Here is a 16,852-nt window from a genome sequence, read left to right on the forward strand (position 1 = left end):
CCACTGCGAGTGTTTCAGCACAAAGGCCCACTCATGCGATCCTGCTGCACAAATGGGCCTTTGAGCGAAAGGAGAATGATCTTCAGTCATGCCCCTTGCGTGTCTCCTGTTGATGCAGCATGTCGAGGATTGCATCAGGATTCACCGTGAAGCTCGCAGGAGCCTGACTCGGCGGATACTCCTTGAAAGTCGAGATGAACTCCTCCGACGCGATGATCCCGAGTATTTCCAGGTAGTCGTTGTGAACCAGCCAATCGTTGTACTGGTCCGACGTGTAATCCGCTCGCTCATACGGATCCATGCGCAGGTTAAAGATCTTTGGAAGCCGCAGACAGGTAAATGGGTTCATCCAGATATTCAGATTGCCCACGGCACGCTGCTCGCAAAAGACGAACTTCCAGTTTTCATGACGCTCGGCCACCAGCATGCCGTCGTCATCGAAATAGAAGAAGTCCTTTCGCGGACTATGCGCCTCCTGCCCTGTGAGATAAGGGAGAATGTTGTATCCGTCCAGGTGGACCTTGTGGGCCACACCGCCGGGTCCCGTCCCATTGAGTAGGTTCTCCTTTATCGTCGTATCTCCAGCTGCGGCGAGCAGCGTCGGAAACCAATCAAGTCCAGAGACGATATCGTTCGACCACACCCCCGGCTTGATATGTCCAGGCCAACGAATCATGGCCGGAACCCGGAACGCGCCCTCCCAGTTCGAATCCTTCTCGCTGCGGAACGGCGTCATCGCCGCGTCAGGCCAGCTGAACATATTGGGCCCGTTGTCTGTGGTGTAGATGACGATCGTGTCCCCTTTAATTCCGAGGTCGTCGAGAGCCTTCGTAAGCTTACCTACATCTCCGTCGTGCTCGATCATGCCATCGGCATAGTCGTTGCCCGGCATGCCGCTTTGGCCATGCATCGACTCGCGTATATGCGTGAACACGTGCATCCTGGTCGTGTTCATCCAGACAAAGAATGGCTTCCCAGCCTTGTTTTGCCTGGTCATAAAGTCGATGGCGGCGCCCGTCGTCTCGTCGTCGATCGTCTCCATCCGCTTCATGTCCAACGGCCCCGTATCCTGAATTCTTCCATCCGCGTACGAGTGAATGACTCCACGCACGGTATAAGCCTTCAGGAAGACCGGATCGTTCTTCGGCCAGTACGGCATCTCCGGTTCCTGCTCCGCGTTCAGGTGATACAGATTGCCAAAAAACTCATCGAAACCATGATTCGTCGGCAGATACTCGTCCTTGTCACCAAGATGATTCTTGCCGAACTGCCCCGTAGCGTAACCGAGCGGCTTCAGCGCCTGAGCTATCGTGATGTCCCGCGCCTTCAGACCTACTGGCGCACCCGGCGCACCGACTTTGGTGAGCCCCGTCCGTATGGGTGACTGCCCGGTGATGAAAGAAGATCGACCAGCTGTGCAGCTATTCTCCGCATAGTAGTCCGTGAAGGTCATTCCCTCTTCGCCGATGCGGTCGATGTTGGGCGTCGAATAGCCGACCAGACCATGAGTGTAGCGGCTGATGTTCGCTTGTCCGATGTCATCGCCGAAGATGACAAGGATGTTAGGTTTTTTTGCCTGCGCGTCTGCGCTTGCGCAAAACACGGCTGCCGTTACCGCCACTAAAACCGGCAGAGCGAGATAGCGTACGTGCAAGATCGAACGAACTCTGTTGAACTTTGCCATGTACTTCTCCTGTTATGACTTCGCACCATAACTCTGCACGGTGCTGGTAGTCCGGAGAGTCTACCAGAGGCATATTGTTCTGGCCGCGTCAAAAACAAGGCTGCACAAATTAAAAAAACTCAAGCACGGAAGCCTCATCTCATAGCCGCCGCTTCAACGCACGTAAGAAAACGTGCCGCACAGCTCCGTTGAATTAGCAATCGCATTCAACGTGAACTCCGGCACGTTTGGCCCCGAGAAAAAGGCGAGCTTCAAAGTTCGACCCGCAACATAAGTCGCCATCCACTGCGTATCCTCAGTGCCACAGAGAGAGTTGTGATGCATGAACTTTTTCGCCGAAGGAATGTTCAGACGGTAGAGATTACCACTCCCACCGGCTGCGCTGTCTGCATCAAAAACCGCGCTCACCTCGCCCGGCTCAAGATGCCGTATCTGCGCAATCACAAATCCCATGAAGTTGATCGATATCTTTTCATCAGAGAGCGCGATATCGCCCGTAATGGACTGGGCCGTCGAGCTTGCCGCGCGCCACATTCCCTTCTCCTGTGCCCTGGCGGACACGCCGCAGACCAACACCCATCCAACAATCGCGCACAACAATCTCTCATACTTCATCTATCAAGGATCACACCCAACCACCCTTTGAGCAAATCCCGCCGAACCAGATGCAAAACCTCAAAGATCACGGAAGCCGCGCACAACCATGCCAAGTGACGTCACAGTGCCGCTCCAAAGATATAAGCATTCAGCAGAAAGAGGCTGAACGCAGGAATTGCGGCGTATAGAGGATCCCGAATCCTGAACCGCGTGACCACGGCCAAAAACATCATCAGAGCGAGTCCCCCGGAGGATAAAAGAAGAATGGGGCGGTTAAAGTGGCCTGCTACCAACCCAATCGCACCAGCAATTTGGAGTACTCCCGTAAGCACACGCTGGCCCGGGAGACGATAGCGATCAAACTCCGCAATCATCTTCTTTGAAAAGAAGCAGCTCAACCCGTAGCCGGCGAAAAGTGCAGTCGAAATACCTTGGCAGATCTCGAGAATCAACTTCATTGAGGTAATCCGTTATACACTCGTCACACCTCCACCCAGCCATCTTCATCGTCGCGGAGGAAAATGAACCTTCTCCAGTCAGCTCTCCAGATCATCGTCGCCCTCGGTCTCCTGAATGTCTGGGTGCTCCGCTTTCATCAAAACACTGGCTATAGAGGAGGAGACGCCCGCTCGATGAAAGAAGAGTTCGCGTTCTACGGGCTACCAGCTCAGCTCGTCTACGTCGTAGGAGCACTTAAGATAGCGGTGGCTCTCTGCTTCATCATTGGACTGTGGATCCACTCGCTGGTCTTTCCCGCAGCACTGCTGCTTTGCCTGTTAATGCTTGGCGCCCTCGCCATGCATCTCAAAGTTCGAGATCCGCTGAAGAAGTCGCTGCCCGCGCTCTCCGTTCTTGTGCTGAGCGTTGCCATCAGCCTTCTCGCAACACACAGGCTTTGAAATCGACGCAAACGCAATATCACTGGATTATCTTTACGACTTCGTCGATTCAAACAGTCAGAGTTACGCCGAGTACAGATACTCCGTTCGTAGTTCTCCACCATTCATCTGCAGAATCTGACTGGCTTCATCAACGCGATCCTCAGCATCAACGAGCAGAAAGGTGCGTTCTGACCTTGTATCGGTTCGCAAAAGCTGAACGACGGACCAGGGAACGTTCATCTCTGCCAGCACGCCGCTCAGATCGATCCAGGTGCACTCCGGATTAGGGAATCCAACTGAATCTCTATCATCGCCCGACATCTGGTCCGCCCCGCGTCGCTGACGGTCATGAATGAGAAAACGTCGCATCTTCCAGCGCAGAGTATGCTCTTCAGCGAAAGCCGCCGTCGCAGCCGACCGTGCAGCCTCTGGATTCTCAATTCCGAATCCGTGAAACAGCCCGCTAATATTGATCGCGTCTGCCTTGAAGCCAGCAAGGCAAAGGTCGGTTGCAGCGTCATGCAGGTTTCGAGGATTTACAAAGTAAGCTAACGCCACATTCGAAACAGTTCGCGAGGAAGGAACGAGAAGGAGATTCATCATAGCTGGCAGCACTCCGTGAGCCACCGATTTGTAGGATGGCATTGTCGCAGTCCCTGCTGGATGAATTCGGTGGCGAACAGCCTCGACGTTGATGATGCAGACAAATTCACTCATATTGTGACCAGTCGCGTGTCAAAAGAATCGTTCGCTCACCCCGCTATCGCTTCTTGTAACAACGGCTTCAACACATTTGGCCTGTGCCGCATCGCGACGGAAGATCGCTGGCTCTAAATTGTCCGTCGCACTATCATCGACTAGAGGTCCGGCTGGCTCACATCGCAAATCCAACACCATCTCAGGCTAAGGTCACCCCGCACCAGATAGAGCGCCGCAGCCAGGTTCGTGGCCTGTTACTGCTCGCGTTTGTCGTCTTTCTATTCAGCCTGCTCCGGGCCGGCGTCCACAACATATTTCATCCAGGCTGGTGGCGCCTGTGGTAAAGCCTCCCGAACATCCACTCGTCGTTCTCGTCGGGCCCACCGCCAGCGGCAAAACTTCTCTCGCCATTCATCTCGCCCAGCACTTCAACGGCGAGATCGTCAGCTGCGACTCGGTCGCCGTCTATCGCGAGATGGAAATCGGCACCGCCAAACCCTCGCACGAAGAGCGCACCCTCATCCCTCACCACATGATCGACGTCGCGTGGCCCGACGAGCCCTGCACCGCAGGCGACTACAGCCGCCTCGCCCGCGAAGCCCTCGCAGGTATCACCGAACGCGGCCACCTCCCCATCGTCGCCGGAGGCACTGGCCTCTACCTCCGCGCCCTCATCGACGGCCTCTTTCCCGCCCCACCGCCAAAGCCCGGTCAACGCGAACGCCTTCGCAACATCGCCTCCGCCCGCGGCCCCGCCTACCTGCACCGCATCCTCACTCGCCTCGACAAAGCCGCCGCCACCGCCATCCACGCCAACGACGTCCCCAAAGTCGTCCGCGCCATCGAGGTCTCCCTGGCGACGAGCCAGAGCCAAAACAAGCGCACGCCCATGACGATCCAATGGCAGCAGGGTCGCGACGCGCTCACCGGTTACAGCATCCTGCGTCTCGGCCTCAACCCACCGCGCCCGCTCCTCTACGAACGAATCAACCAACGCGCCGCCGCCATGTTCGACCGCGGCCTCATCGAAGAGACCGAGCGCCTCATCGCCCGCTATGGCGAAGCCTGCCGTCCCCTCACCTCACTCGGCTATGCGGAAGCAGCCGCCGTCCTGCGCAACGAACTCACCCGCGATGAGGCGATCGCCCAGGCCCGGCAAGGCCATCGCAACTACGCCAAGCGCCAACTCACCTGGTTCCGCCGCGATCCCGAAATCCACTGGCTAGCTGGCTGCGGCGGCGACGCCGACATCACAGATCAAGCCCGCGGCCTCGTCTCCGCACATCTTCACGCAAAAGAAAAAGCCCACCCGCAAGGATGAGCTCTTCCCTCAGCAATCCGCAAAATCAAGAAGGCTGAATCACCAGGTTGTCCGCCAGCTTGAACCGCACAATCGACTCAGCCGGAATCTCGATATCCCGATTCCCGGTCAATCCGCTGATCAGCGTTCCACCCCCGCCACCAACCAGCCCACCAACCAGCAATCCAACGCCGCCTGTAGCGATGCCACCAATCAACATCCCAGCTCCCGCGCCGCCGCCAATAATTGCCGCCGAACGCTTACCCTTCCCTTTCTTCGTCTGCGTCAAATCCGACGTATCCAGGGCATACCGCGTCCCGTTCAGCGTGAGATAGGTAAGTCGCAGCTCGAGAATCGAAGATCCTTTGAAGTGCCCTCTTCGATGCGAAGCCACCACGACCCCGTTCACCGGCGCACCCTTCGGAATCACCACATGATCGCCGCGTCCCACCACCGGTTCCACCACCTCCCCGGTAAATCGATCCCCTGCATGGCTCGTCTTCACGCTGATGTGCTGATTGATTCGAATCACCAGGTTCGTCCCCGCAGCAACCTTCACATCTGCCGGCCGCACAATCGGCGCTTCCCCAGGAGCCGGCGCTCCCACCGTCTGTCCCGAAGAATCCACCTGCCCCGCCGTCACCGGCGCGCCTGTCATCGCTTGTCCCGAATCTGCCGGCGCGGCAGCACCCGGCGCAGTAGCAGGCGTATTCGCCGCCACCGGAGGTACTGAAGCTGCCGGTGTCGTTGTCGTCGTCATCGCCTGCGTCGTCTGCCCCGGTGCAGGCGGCTGTACCGTTGTTGTCGTCACATTGCCGTTGCCATCGGTGGATACCACCTGTTGCGCCTGCCCAGTTGCGGCAGCCTGCTGCTTCGCCTGATCGATCGCGGCATCTTTCTTCGACTTGCAACCGCTCAGCATCACCAACGCAAGCACCGTCGCGCTGGCAATCTTCCCTGCGTTTTGAAAGGTCATCGTAGCGTCCTCATTCCACAATCAAAAGGTTTTGCCACCGCGAAACGCATCTTCGCAAGCGGCCCATACCCTAAGATGCTGATTCCGTTCCAGAGACCGCCCAGCCACAAAAGGATTAAGATATATTCATGTCCACCGCAGCCGCCAAACGCCCCCAGCTTGCCCATCTCACCGCCCAGCTCGACGACCTCCGCGAGCGCGGCACCTTCTTCAAGCTGCGCGTGCTCGACGACCAGCAGGCTCCCGTCTGCACCTACGACGGCAAGCGCGTCATCAACCTTGCCTCCAACAACTACCTCGGCCTCTGCAACCATCCAAAACTCGAAGAAGCCGCCATCGCCGCGACGAAAAAATTTGGCGTAGGCTCCGGCGCGGTTCGCACCATTGCCGGCACCATGCACATCCACATGGAGCTCGAAGAAAAGATCGCCGCCTTCAAAGGAGTCGAGGCCTGCGTCGTCTTCCAGTCAGGCTTCGCCGCCAACGCCGGCACCGTCTCCAGCATCCTCGGCAAAGAAGATTTCATCCTCTCCGACGAACTCAACCACGCCAGCATCATCGACGGAGCCCGCCTCTCCAAGGCCAAAATCAAAGTCTTCCGCCACAAAGACGTCGCCCACGCCGAGCAGCTCCTCCAGGAAGTCCAGAACGAGCCCGGCCGCAAGCTCCTCATCACCGACGGCGTCTTCTCCATGGACGGCGACATCGGCCCCGTCGATAAGCTCGCCGACCTCTGCGAGAAATACGGCGCCATCATGATGGTCGACGACGCCCACGCCTCAGGCGTTCTCGGTCGCAACGGACGCGGCTCCGTCGATCACTTTCACGCCACCGACAAAGTCGACGTGCAGGTCGGCACCCTCTCCAAAGCCATCGGAGCCCTCGGCGGTTACGTCTGCGGCAGTCGCGATCTCATCGACTACCTCTACCACCGCGCGCGTCCATTCCTCTTCTCCACCTCGCATCCGCCTTCGGTCGCCGCCACCTGCATCGCCGCCTTCGACATCCTCGAAAACGAACCCGACCGCATTCAGCGTCTCTGGGACAACACCGCCTACTTCAAGCAACAACTCGCAGATACAGGCTTCGACGTAGGCGGCAACACCACACCAAAAAGCGAAACCCCCATCACCCCCATCATCATTGGCGACGGCCGCCGCACCATGGACTTCTCCCGCGCCCTCTTCGAAGCTGGCGTCATGGCAACAGGCATTGCCTTCCCCACCGTCCCCGAAGGCAAAGCGCGCGTTCGCACCATCATGACCAGTGAACACACCCGTGAGCAGATCGATCAGGCACTCGAGATCTTCGCCTCCGTCGCGAAGAAAACAGGGGTCTTATAAGCCTTCAGCGCTAATATTTCAACAGTGGAGCAAAGCAGTATCGATCGAGACGCCTCTCGCGCGAAACAGCCCAAATTTCACCAATCACACAATCCCGCGAGACTATTGTCAAAAATATGCGTCTTAAAAGTATGCCCCTTTACAACCTCCGCCAGCTGAGGCTAACCGGCCTCCTGCGTGGCACTGCACTCTCGATCGCACTTCTCGGGGCAACTGTCACACTTCACGCGCAACAGCCACTCCTCACCAGCGCAATCCCGCCGAGTTCCGCCACAGAGTCGTCCAGCCTTCACAATCTCAACGACGACGCCGATACGACCCACGACACTCCCGCCACCATCACCAATACCGATCTCCCCGACGATCCCAGTGCCCTGCTCGATCAGCAGAAACAGGATTCCGATCTCGTTCCATCACCACAGAAGTCCACCGACCCCTACGCCGTCAGTCCTAACGGCGATCACCAGACCAAGCGCGTCCTTGGCATCGTGCCCAACTTCCGCACCGTCTCCGCCGACATCAAGCTTCCCCCCATGAGCCCGAAGGACAAGCTAATCATCGCTGGCAAGGACACCTTCGACTACTCCGCCTTATTCGTCGCAGGCATTCAGGCCGGCGTCGCGATGAACAGCAAATCCTATCCCGAGTTTCACCAGGGCGCCGCTGGCTATGCCCGCTACTACTGGCACACCCTCGCCGACACAACTTCCGAAAATTTCTTCGTCGGCGGCCTCGGCCCTATCGTCTTCAAACAGGACAATCGGTTCTACACCCTTGGCCATGGCAGCTTTCGCAAACGGTCCTGGTACGCCATCACCCGCGTCGTAGTCTCTCGCAAAGACGATGGAGATCCGACCTTCAACTTCTCAGAGGTTATCGGCTCCGGCGCCTCAGCCGGCCTCTCCACTCTCTGGTACCCCAAACAGTACCAAACCTGGACCAAGGTCGGTCAGAAGTGGCTCACCAGCGATATCATCGACGGCTTCAACTTCTGGTGGAAAGAGTGGTGGCCCACCGCCAACAAATATGTCTTCCACACCCACTAAAATCAAAACCGCTTTTCGCTTCCCCTCCAATCAGATATCGGAATCCCGACCGAGGCCGCTCACAGTTTCATCGTGAGCGGCGCAAGGAAGAGACCCTATCGATTTTGCAGTTGCACCCCGTCTGACACACTCACTGCAGGCCGCCGCCGTCACCGCAAATTCCTATCAAAGAACTTCACCGCCATCTCAGACACTGTCGTATGCGCCTTCTCGCGATCCACTCCCTCAGCATCCCCGCAATACACCGGAAGCTTCGCCTTCCCCGCATCGGTGCAAGTATCTAAGAACGTGTAATGCGCCACACCACCCGGCAGCACCGTCAGGTGCGCATTCGGCATCAACGCCAGAAACCTCCCCGCATTGGTTGCCACCGGAGCAATCCGGTCCGCCGCTCCCACCACCATCGACACCGGAATCGTCACCTCGCGAAACCCATCCGCATCGAACGCCTGCCCCACCGCCGGAGCAATCGCAAACACCGCGCGAACGCGCTGGTCCCGATAGCTTGCCCCTCCACGCGCCATCGACTCCGCACTGCTCGCCCGCACCTTCGCCAGCATCCGCTCCGGGTCACCCATGTTCTTCATCTCCGGCACCACGCACTTGTGCAGCGTAGGGTCAGTCTCGCAAGCCTTCAAAAACCGCTCCTGATCCGTGCGCGCACCCGCCAGCTCCAGCACTGTATATCCGCCAATCGAGAACCCCGCCGCCCCAATCCGGCCCTCGTCCACATGCGGCCCGAACGTCGGATCGCTCAGCAGCGCATCCAGCGCATCGCTGATGTCGGTCGCCCTCTCCCACCACAACACAAACCCCTCCGCGGTATAAGGCTCAAGCGCATTATTTCCCGGATGATTCACCCCGACCGCAATAAACCCATGTCGCGCCAGCACCGTACCCAGCCACGCCAACTGCAGCGCCGCCCCACCCGTCCCATGCGACAGCATCACCACCGGAAACTTCGCCGGCGCCGCCGCGATCGGAGCATCCGCCGCCGCACTCCCCGCCAAAAATAACGGCCCTTCAGGAGGCCCAATCACCACCGGCTCTTCATGAACCGCCGCGTCCACACTCACCGGATACCAGATCGTCGTAACTAGCGCCTCAGTCTTAGCCCCGCGCCAGTTCCGCGCATGCGCAGGTTTAAAAACCCGCGAACTCATCCCCACCTCATACGTCGTCGCCCCAAACCCGGCCCGCGCAACCACCATCACCGTCAAAACAAGAATCAGCGTCGCCACCCACCGCAAAGTTCTCATGCGTCACTATACGAAATTGCTCTCACTCCGTTCCAAGCTTCTCCGCCACCAAACGATTTCGTTGACCGCGCTACCATCCCGTTTTATGTTGAACCTGTCCCTCGCGAGGCCGGATCAGCCGGTCTCTACCTGCCCTGCTAACCACCTTGCGGCCGTGCGGATGGAGGAGTCAGCGACGCGGATCCGTGAGGACAATCATGCCTAACTTAAAAATCGTCTACCTCGAGCTACCAGCTCAAGAGCTGGCTGCAACCCGGGATTTCTACGCTAACCTCTTCGGATGGTCCTTCCAGGACTACGGCCCCACCTACGCCGCATTCTCCGACAGCGGCACCGAAGGCGGCTTCAACGCGGATCCCGCCGAACGCACCAAAGCCCCGCTACCTGTCATCGAATCGCAAGATCTCGAAGAGACCCAGCAGAGCATCCTGAAAGCCGGCGGCAAGATCACCCTCCCCATCTTCAGCTTCCCGGGCGGCCGCCGCTTCCACTTCACCGACCCCGCAGGCAACGAACTAGCCATCATGCAGCGCGAATAAAGTAGCCCGCGGCACAACGCAGCCTTCCGCATATTTGCAGTGAAGTCCGCGAAAAGAACCTTCATCTCTTGGTTTGAGAAGGCGTTTCAATCCGCTTGAGTATCTGTGCTCGTTCTGCATTCAACACATCAACTCGATCAACCTCATCGAGCCCCGGATACTTTTTGGAGGTTTCGTAGGACAGAGCTTCGAGATATCTATCCTTTTCAGGATCGAACTTATAGGCCTTCACTACATATCGATGTTCGGAAAAATGCGTCTCGCCTTCAGCCCAGTCGAAGTCGGCAGTCACCAGAATCGGAAAATTCGAAACCGTCGCAATCTGCCAAATTGCTCTGTCGCTCTGGTTCGTCACTCCGACGTACGGTAGCAAATTAACAATCCTCCCATCTGCTCCATATCGCAAAATGGCGAGACGATCCAACGTCCCGCTTCCCCCGCCTGAAAACTGCGCCGAAAACAAAATCATTGATCCGTCACCGGTGACAGGAACCCTCTCACCAACAGGGTCGAGACCGAACTCATACGTCACAGAACCGCCGGAGTATCCGTTGTACGATGGCATTTGAAAACAGATCCCTGTCGCTTTCAAAAGACAAAGCTTCGCACCCGAAGTTGGGAAACCATCCGAATCGGTCGCACCTGAAAGCAGTTTGAAACTCGGAAAATCCGCGTTTCGTACCTGATGCGGGGGCTGCGCGTAAGAAACCGCGAGCGACATCGCGCACGCTAAAACTCCTATCGATCTCCGCATAAGACGAAGCATCTATGCTCGGTATACGACCATGCCTTCGCTAATCGTGGTAACAACGCGACCAAGCATCGGCGCGCCGTCAAACGGAGTATTCCGCGACTTCGACCTCGACTTAGCCGCCGCAAAACTCCACTCCGCCGCCGGATCGAATATCACCATATCCGCGAAACTATCCACCTTCAGTGTCCCGCGCCCCTCAAGAGAAACAATCCCAGCCGGCTGCGCACTCATCAACTCAATCACCCGCGAAATCGGCATCCCATGGCCCTTATGCAACACCCGCAGAGCCAGCCCCAGCGCCGTCTCTAGCCCCGTAATTCCGTTCGGTGCCCGCTCAAACTCCTGTTCTTTCTCAAACAGCGCATGCGGAGCATGATCGGTCGCAATACAGTCCACCGTCCCATCCATCAACCCGGCAATCATCGCCAACCTGTCAGAGTCATTCCGCAGCGGAGGATTCATCTTCGCATTCGTGTCGTACTCCCCAATAGCCTCATCGGTCAGCGTAAAGTGATGCGGCGCCACCTCACAAGTCACATGCAACCCCTCGCGCTTCGCCTGCCGAATCGCCTCCATCGCCTTCGCCGTCGACACATGCTGCACGTGCAAATGCGGCCGCAACCCATCATGCTGCTCGATATCCTTCAGCAGACGAATATCCCGCTCCACAATCTTCGACTCCGCCTCCACCGTCATCCCACGCAGCCCCAGCCGAAACGCCACCGGCCCCGCATTCATGCTGCATCCACCGGTCAGCCGCGTATCCTCCGCATGCTGCGACACCGGCACTCCAATCCCCGCCGCAGCCACCAACGCCGCCCGCATCACGCGATCAACCAGCACCGGCTTCCCATCATCGGTAAAACCCACGGCACCAGCACGCTGCAGTTCGTGAAAGTCCGTAATCTCCTCGCCCATACTTCCAAACGTCGCCGCCGGCATCGCAAACAACTTCACGCAAGCCCCACGCGCGGCATCCAGCATCCACTCCAGCCTGGCAACCGTGTCGTTGACCGGCATCGTATTCGGCATCGCAACAACACTCGTAAAGCCACCCGCCGCAGCAGCAGCAGTTCCGGTCTTGATCGACTCCTTATAAGTCTGCCCCGGCTCCCTCAAATGGACATGCACATCCACCAGCCCCGGCGCGACGATCATCCCCTTCGCGTCGATAATCTCCTTCCCCCTGACCGCACGCAGCTCCCCCGGCATCTCCACCGCAGCCACCCGTCCATGCCGCAGCAGCACGTCCCGCTCCGCATCCAAGCCACTCGCCGGATCCACGAGACGCCCATTCAAAATCAATATGTCACTCATACCGTTACACTCTCAAATCCACCCACGCCCAGCGCCCTTGCCAACAAAGCCGTCCTAACCGCCAGCCCATGCCGCACCTGTTCCTCAATCGCCGAGTTCGGCCCATCCGCCACCTCACCCGAGATCTCCAACCCACGAATCATAGGCCCCGGATGCATCACCAGAGCCTCCGGCGACCGCGCCGCCAACCGCTCCTGATCCAGCTGATACCGCGAAATATAATCCCCCAGATCCAGCTCCAGTCCTGCCAGCCGCTCCCGCTGAATCCGCAGCATCATCACAACCCCTTGGCCATGCGACGCAGCCTGCTTCAAAGCCTTATCAAAATCCCGCTCAATCACCACGCTGCCGCTCGTACCCTTGACGCCCAACCCCAACGCATCCTCCGGCAACAACTCCTTCGGCCCGCACAACACCACCTTCGCTCCGAGCTTCGGCAGCAACATCGCATTCGACCGCGCCACGCGGCTATGCAGAATATCCCCTGTAATCACCACCGTCACGCCATCCAGCGTCTTCCCGTTCACCAGCCGCCCACTCAACCCCGGCAACCGCGCCAGCATCGTCCGCAGATCCAGCAGCGCCTGCGAAGGATGCTCATGCATTCCATCCCCAGCATTCAGCACCGGCAACCTCGTCGCCTTCGCCAGCAGATACGGCGCACCCGAGTTTGCATGCCGAAGAATAATGCACTCCGCCCCCAGCGCCCTCAGCGTCAGCCCGGTATCTTTCAGGCTCTCACCCTTCTCAATCGAAGAAGATTTATCACTCACCAGCGTCGTCATCGCCCCCAGCGACTTCGCCGCCAGCTCAAACGACGTCCTGGTCCGCGTGCTCGACTCATAAAACAGCAGCGCAATCCGCCGCTCCGCCAGAATCCTAACCCGCTCCCCCACGGCCATTCGTTCCAGCCGGTCCGTCGCCGCCAGAATCGCCGCCACATCCTCCACCGACAGGTTCGCCACCGTCAGCAAAGAACCCGCAGCATACTCAGAATTCTTCATCGCACGAGAGCTTTCCAAGACCGTCATCGAAGCTCAATCCACCAGCTCAACCAGCAGCACCTGCTCCTGCCCATCGACCTCGTTCAGCTTCACCTCGATAATCTCCCGCTTCGACGTAGGAATCAGCCGCCCCACATACGTCGCCTCAATCGGCAGCTCCCTATGCCCGCGATCGATCAGCACCAGCAACCGCACGCTCTTCGGCCGGCCGGAATCAAACAGCGCATCGAGCGCCGCCCGAATCGTCCGACCCGTATACAGCACGTCATCCATCAAAACAATGTCGCGCCCGGTCACATCAAACCCAATCGCCCCCGGCGTCACCTTCGGCCGCGCCCCATCGGTCGAAAGATCGTCGCGATAAAAGCTGATATCCAGCACCCCAACATCCACCGGATGCTTCTCGATCTTCTCGATCAGCACGCCCAGCCTCTGCGCCAGCGGCACACCCCTCCGCTTGATCCCCACCAGGCCGACATTCTTGCTGCCGCCATGTTTTTCCACGATCTCATGCGCCAGCCTTACCAGCGTACGCTCGATCTCTGAGGCCGACATCAGCCTGCCCTTTTCGCGAAACTTCGGCTTCCGAACTTCAGTATCTGCACTCATACAATTGCGCTTGATGATATCAGCATCCCCCCATCGAAAAGAACAACCGCCGACACCAGCCAAACTGTATCCACCAAGGCTCCAGCACAGCGGGTTCTTAGATACCGCACCCTACGAACCACAATCTTCGCCGGGAGAGCGTCTCCCCGGAGCAGACGGAGCAAATCGAATGCGAGAAGGCGCATCGTTGGTGCTATTTGTTATGCATCAGATCCTGCGTCACCTTGTACTGATTCGGAGACCCCGTGATCGCAATGGGAATCACCGTCCCCGCGTTCTGCTTCTTGAAGAAAGGAGCGAACGGCTTGAGCAACACCGACTTGAAACCCGTCGTGACGTGCGACAAATCCGTTTGCATATGAAGATCGCCCGCCATGCGGACACTTCTGTCGTAAAGACTGAACGTTCCTTTAACTTTCACCTCAGCTCCGGGAACCTGAAAATCGAGACCATCCGTCGAAACGATGCCGTTCCGTATCTTCACTGGCCCCTTCAGCGACGAGAACACTTCCTCCACTTCGGCGGAGGCAGGTTCTAACCCGGACTTATTCCCTCCTGACTGCTTTAGCCCCTGGGCCCGCTCGCTGAAGGCTGAAAGCGACTCTTCCGTCCCCTTATCCGTCAGCCGTTCTTTCGGTATATCGAAGGCGCCATCCATCCGTAGACGCTGCAGAAACTTCATTCCACCCCGCGCCGCAGCGATCGAGATATGGCTGCGCAGCCATACATCTCCCGTCACGGGAACCGCGTCCGTAAAGAACGGTCGAAGAATATCCTGCGACCTACCCTTAACCACGCTCAGGTCCAGATCGGTCACCTTTGGCGCGCCCACAATCTGACCACTCGCGTGAACAGTGGTGGAACCAACGTGTGCATCGACCGAATGAAGCACGATGTTTCCGTTCAGACCATTGACAGTCAGGTGTCCCAACGCCTCCAGCCGAGTCGGCTTGCCGCTACCCACCGCAAAATCCGGCGTGACCGAGTCCGTATCTGCTTCAATCGCCGTTAACGTCCCTTTAAAGTGTCCTCTGTTCGAAAGATTCCCGCTTATTCCGTCGACATCTCCAAGGTTCACCGGAGCAAACGTGAACTCACCTGAGACGGGCGTCGCGCCGAGATTATCAGGATTGAGCGGGCCGAAGCTCCCGTTCGCCACAATATGCCCCCCGGGCACCGCATTCTGCATATCCACCAAATAAGTGATCGAACTGCCTTTGCGCAAATTGCGAATCACCACTTGGCGAATCGGAAATGTGTACGAGCCCCCGCCCACTCGCTGTATTTCAAGAACGGCATCGCGTACGTTGAACTCTTCCACCACCGTCGTCGGCCCCGCGAAGTCACCGCTGCTTCCGGGCGGAAAATCCTCATGGTTCGCCCGGCTCCCCACTGGCGGAATCACCACATGCAGCCCCTTGACATCCACCAACCGGACCCGGTCTCGAAGCAGGATGAGATCCAGCCAATTCCCTTCAACCAGCAGTTCGCGAGCCGAGCCAATCGGCGGAAGATCTGTGGCCGAGTTGCGGCGCAGCGTCAAACCGGTCGCCACAAAACCAGGATGAGGAAAGTAAATTCGATGGTATTGATCGATCTTGACCTGACTCGCAAAGACCTTCTGCAGCAACGGCTCAACATTGCGGTAACGATAAGGCCAGTAGGCGGCGACGACCCGCCACGCCGCGAGGCCTATCGATAGACCCGCTAAGGCGAGGAACAACTTCAGAAACAGCTTGCGCCGGGAAACTGAAGAGCGTGCAGAGATCACGGCCGGAGAAATCGTCACGAAGTAGTCCCCCCGCTCTTAAAGAAAATTCCCTCGCAACTACTAGCCGCAGGGCTCATTAAAGAACGGCCTGGAGTCGCAGCTGCTTGTCTTTTGCCTATAGATGCAATTTCACGCTTCTTGGTCTGTTTGCCATCGTGAACGCTTCGGTTCAACGCGCAGGACCTCAAGGAATTCCGTCCAGGGACTACCTCGGAAAACCTGGCCGTTATCCTCTCAGATCTGCCTCAACAACAGCTAGGCAAACCATCCTAAGCCGAAACCTTCCGCCGCATCCGCATAAACCCACCCAGCGCTCCACCCACCGTCGACAGCACCAGCAGCACCCCCGCAACCATCGCGAACCCCGCCAGCATAATCCCCGCCCTCACCTCAGGCGAATACAGAAACCGCACCACCTCCGGCGGCTGCGGCGCCGTTGCCGCAGCCTTCTCAACCTGAGCATGCAGCGTCTGCGTCAGCTCCGCATCGAACCCCGCCATGCTATGCAGCCCATACCTCGCCACCAGCCCTGCACCCGCCATCGCGACTGCAAGACAAGTGACCAGCGCCAAGCCCACCACCACGCCAATCCGCGCGCCCACTCCCGCATCCATCCACGCCAGCGGCCGCCGTTTCTGATACAGCGCCAGCGTAATCATCGACCCACTGATCGTCCAAAGCCAGCTTATCGGCGACACCAGCTGCACCTTCGCCGAAACCACGCTCAGCACCGCCGCCACCCCAGCCACCAGCAACGCACAACGTATCGCCGTCTTCCACTCCACCTGTTGCGGGCTGGGCGGTGGTGCGGCGCCCGTCGTGCTCTTTTCGGAGCCGTTGTTCTGCTCCTCGTAGTCCTGCAAATAGATCTGCGGCGAACCGCAATGGGGGCAGAACGGCGAATCGCCCACACTGGCCGAAAGCTCGCCGCCGCAACGATGACAATACTGATGCATATCTTATGAAGCTACCCCACCCCACAAGGCGCGGCAAGCGAACGGTTTTGAAATGGCACTGCGCAACTTTCTCATCGCGACCAACGGGAGCGGCAACCGAAGGGGTATACAAGTCAC

Annotated in this window: 17 protein-coding genes; 5 read left to right on the forward strand and 12 right to left on the reverse strand. The window is 58.3% G+C overall.

Annotated features, from left to right (window positions below; genetic code table 11):
- Window positions 1-82: 82 nt before the first annotated feature.
- The 3 genes from RBB76_RS08050 to RBB76_RS08060 all read right to left on the reverse strand — a co-directional run bounded on the left by RBB76_RS08050 (window position 83) and on the right by RBB76_RS08060 (window position 2,739).
- Window positions 83-1,684, reverse strand: coding sequence for an arylsulfatase (locus RBB76_RS08050; protein ID WP_429627936.1), 1,602 nt, complete (start codon window positions 1,682-1,684; stop codon window positions 83-85).
- Between the two features lie 153 nt (window positions 1,685-1,837).
- Entirely contained in the window at window positions 1,838-2,218 is a 381-nt protein-coding gene (locus RBB76_RS08055) for a hypothetical protein (RefSeq protein WP_429627935.1), read from the reverse strand.
- 182 nt (window positions 2,219-2,400) lie between these two features.
- A complete protein-coding gene (locus RBB76_RS08060; protein ID WP_429627934.1) occupies window positions 2,401-2,739 on the reverse strand; it encodes a DoxX family protein in 339 nt (112 codons plus the stop codon).
- 63 nt (window positions 2,740-2,802) lie between these two features.
- On the opposite strand from RBB76_RS08060, the gene RBB76_RS08065 reads away from it, so the two are divergent.
- A complete protein-coding gene (locus tag RBB76_RS08065; RefSeq protein ID WP_429627933.1) occupies window positions 2,803-3,180 on the forward strand; it encodes a DoxX family protein in 378 nt (125 codons plus the stop codon).
- A 63-nt stretch (window positions 3,181-3,243) separates the two neighbouring features.
- Here RBB76_RS08065 and RBB76_RS08070 read toward each other — a convergent pair whose 3' ends face one another.
- Window positions 3,244-3,879 (reverse strand): hypothetical protein, encoded by a 636-nt coding sequence (locus tag RBB76_RS08070; protein WP_429627932.1) that lies wholly within the window; start codon window positions 3,877-3,879, stop codon window positions 3,244-3,246.
- 319 nt (window positions 3,880-4,198) lie between these two features.
- On the opposite strand from RBB76_RS08070, the gene miaA reads away from it, so the two are divergent.
- Complete coding sequence (gene miaA / locus RBB76_RS08075; protein WP_429627931.1) at window positions 4,199-5,182, forward strand: tRNA (adenosine(37)-N6)-dimethylallyltransferase MiaA; 984 nt, start codon at window positions 4,199-4,201, stop codon at window positions 5,180-5,182.
- Window positions 5,183-5,207: 25 nt separating this feature from the next.
- Here miaA and RBB76_RS08080 read toward each other — a convergent pair whose 3' ends face one another.
- Window positions 5,208-6,137 carry a hypothetical protein gene (locus RBB76_RS08080; RefSeq protein WP_429627930.1) on the reverse strand — a complete coding sequence of 310 codons (930 nt, stop codon included), beginning with the start codon at window positions 6,135-6,137 and terminating at the stop codon, window positions 5,208-5,210.
- 128 nt (window positions 6,138-6,265) lie between these two features.
- On the opposite strand from RBB76_RS08080, the gene RBB76_RS08085 reads away from it, so the two are divergent.
- Window positions 6,266-7,480 (forward strand): glycine C-acetyltransferase, encoded by a 1,215-nt coding sequence (locus tag RBB76_RS08085; RefSeq protein WP_429627929.1) that lies wholly within the window; start codon window positions 6,266-6,268, stop codon window positions 7,478-7,480.
- A 116-nt stretch (window positions 7,481-7,596) separates the two neighbouring features.
- Complete coding sequence (locus RBB76_RS08090) at window positions 7,597-8,526, forward strand: hypothetical protein (RefSeq protein WP_429627928.1); 930 nt, start codon at window positions 7,597-7,599, stop codon at window positions 8,524-8,526.
- A gap of 149 nt (window positions 8,527-8,675) precedes the next feature.
- On the opposite strand, the gene RBB76_RS08095 is transcribed toward RBB76_RS08090, so the two are convergent.
- Window positions 8,676-9,785, reverse strand: coding sequence for an alpha/beta hydrolase family protein (locus RBB76_RS08095; RefSeq protein ID WP_429627927.1), 1,110 nt, complete (start codon window positions 9,783-9,785; stop codon window positions 8,676-8,678).
- Between the two features lie 197 nt (window positions 9,786-9,982).
- Here RBB76_RS08095 and RBB76_RS08100 point away from each other — a divergent pair, with 197 nt between their 5' ends.
- Window positions 9,983-10,324 (forward strand): VOC family protein, encoded by a 342-nt coding sequence (locus RBB76_RS08100; RefSeq protein ID WP_429627926.1) that lies wholly within the window; start codon window positions 9,983-9,985, stop codon window positions 10,322-10,324.
- Window positions 10,325-10,385: 61 nt separating this feature from the next.
- Here RBB76_RS08100 and RBB76_RS08105 read toward each other — a convergent pair whose 3' ends face one another.
- From RBB76_RS08105 to RBB76_RS08130, 6 genes are all read right to left on the reverse strand, one after another.
- Window positions 10,386-10,889, reverse strand: coding sequence for a hypothetical protein (locus RBB76_RS08105; protein ID WP_429627925.1), 504 nt, complete (start codon window positions 10,887-10,889; stop codon window positions 10,386-10,388).
- Between the two features lie 201 nt (window positions 10,890-11,090).
- Window positions 11,091-12,395: a dihydroorotase gene (locus RBB76_RS08110; RefSeq protein WP_429627924.1), complete on the reverse strand. Its 1,305-nt coding sequence runs from the start codon at window positions 12,393-12,395 to the stop codon at window positions 11,091-11,093.
- Window positions 12,392-13,399 (reverse strand): aspartate carbamoyltransferase catalytic subunit, encoded by a 1,008-nt coding sequence (locus RBB76_RS08115; protein WP_429627923.1) that lies wholly within the window; start codon window positions 13,397-13,399, stop codon window positions 12,392-12,394. Before RBB76_RS08115 ends, RBB76_RS08110 begins: the two co-directional genes overlap by 4 nt.
- Before the next feature lie 33 nt (window positions 13,400-13,432).
- Window positions 13,433-14,008: a bifunctional pyr operon transcriptional regulator/uracil phosphoribosyltransferase PyrR gene (gene pyrR / locus RBB76_RS08120; RefSeq protein WP_260697966.1), complete on the reverse strand. Its 576-nt coding sequence runs from the start codon at window positions 14,006-14,008 to the stop codon at window positions 13,433-13,435.
- 193 nt (window positions 14,009-14,201) lie between these two features.
- Entirely contained in the window at window positions 14,202-15,797 is a 1,596-nt protein-coding gene (locus RBB76_RS08125; protein WP_429627922.1) for an AsmA-like C-terminal region-containing protein, read from the reverse strand.
- Between the two features lie 251 nt (window positions 15,798-16,048).
- On the reverse strand, window positions 16,049-16,735 hold the full coding sequence (locus RBB76_RS08130) for a hypothetical protein (protein WP_429627921.1): 687 nt from the start codon (window positions 16,733-16,735) through the stop codon (window positions 16,049-16,051).
- Window positions 16,736-16,852 lie beyond the last annotated feature (117 nt).

Origin of the sequence: Tunturiibacter psychrotolerans (genome assembly GCF_051013365.1) — a bacterium.
In the GTDB taxonomy this organism is placed as follows: Bacteria; Acidobacteriota; Terriglobia; order Terriglobales; family Acidobacteriaceae; genus Edaphobacter; species Edaphobacter psychrotolerans_A.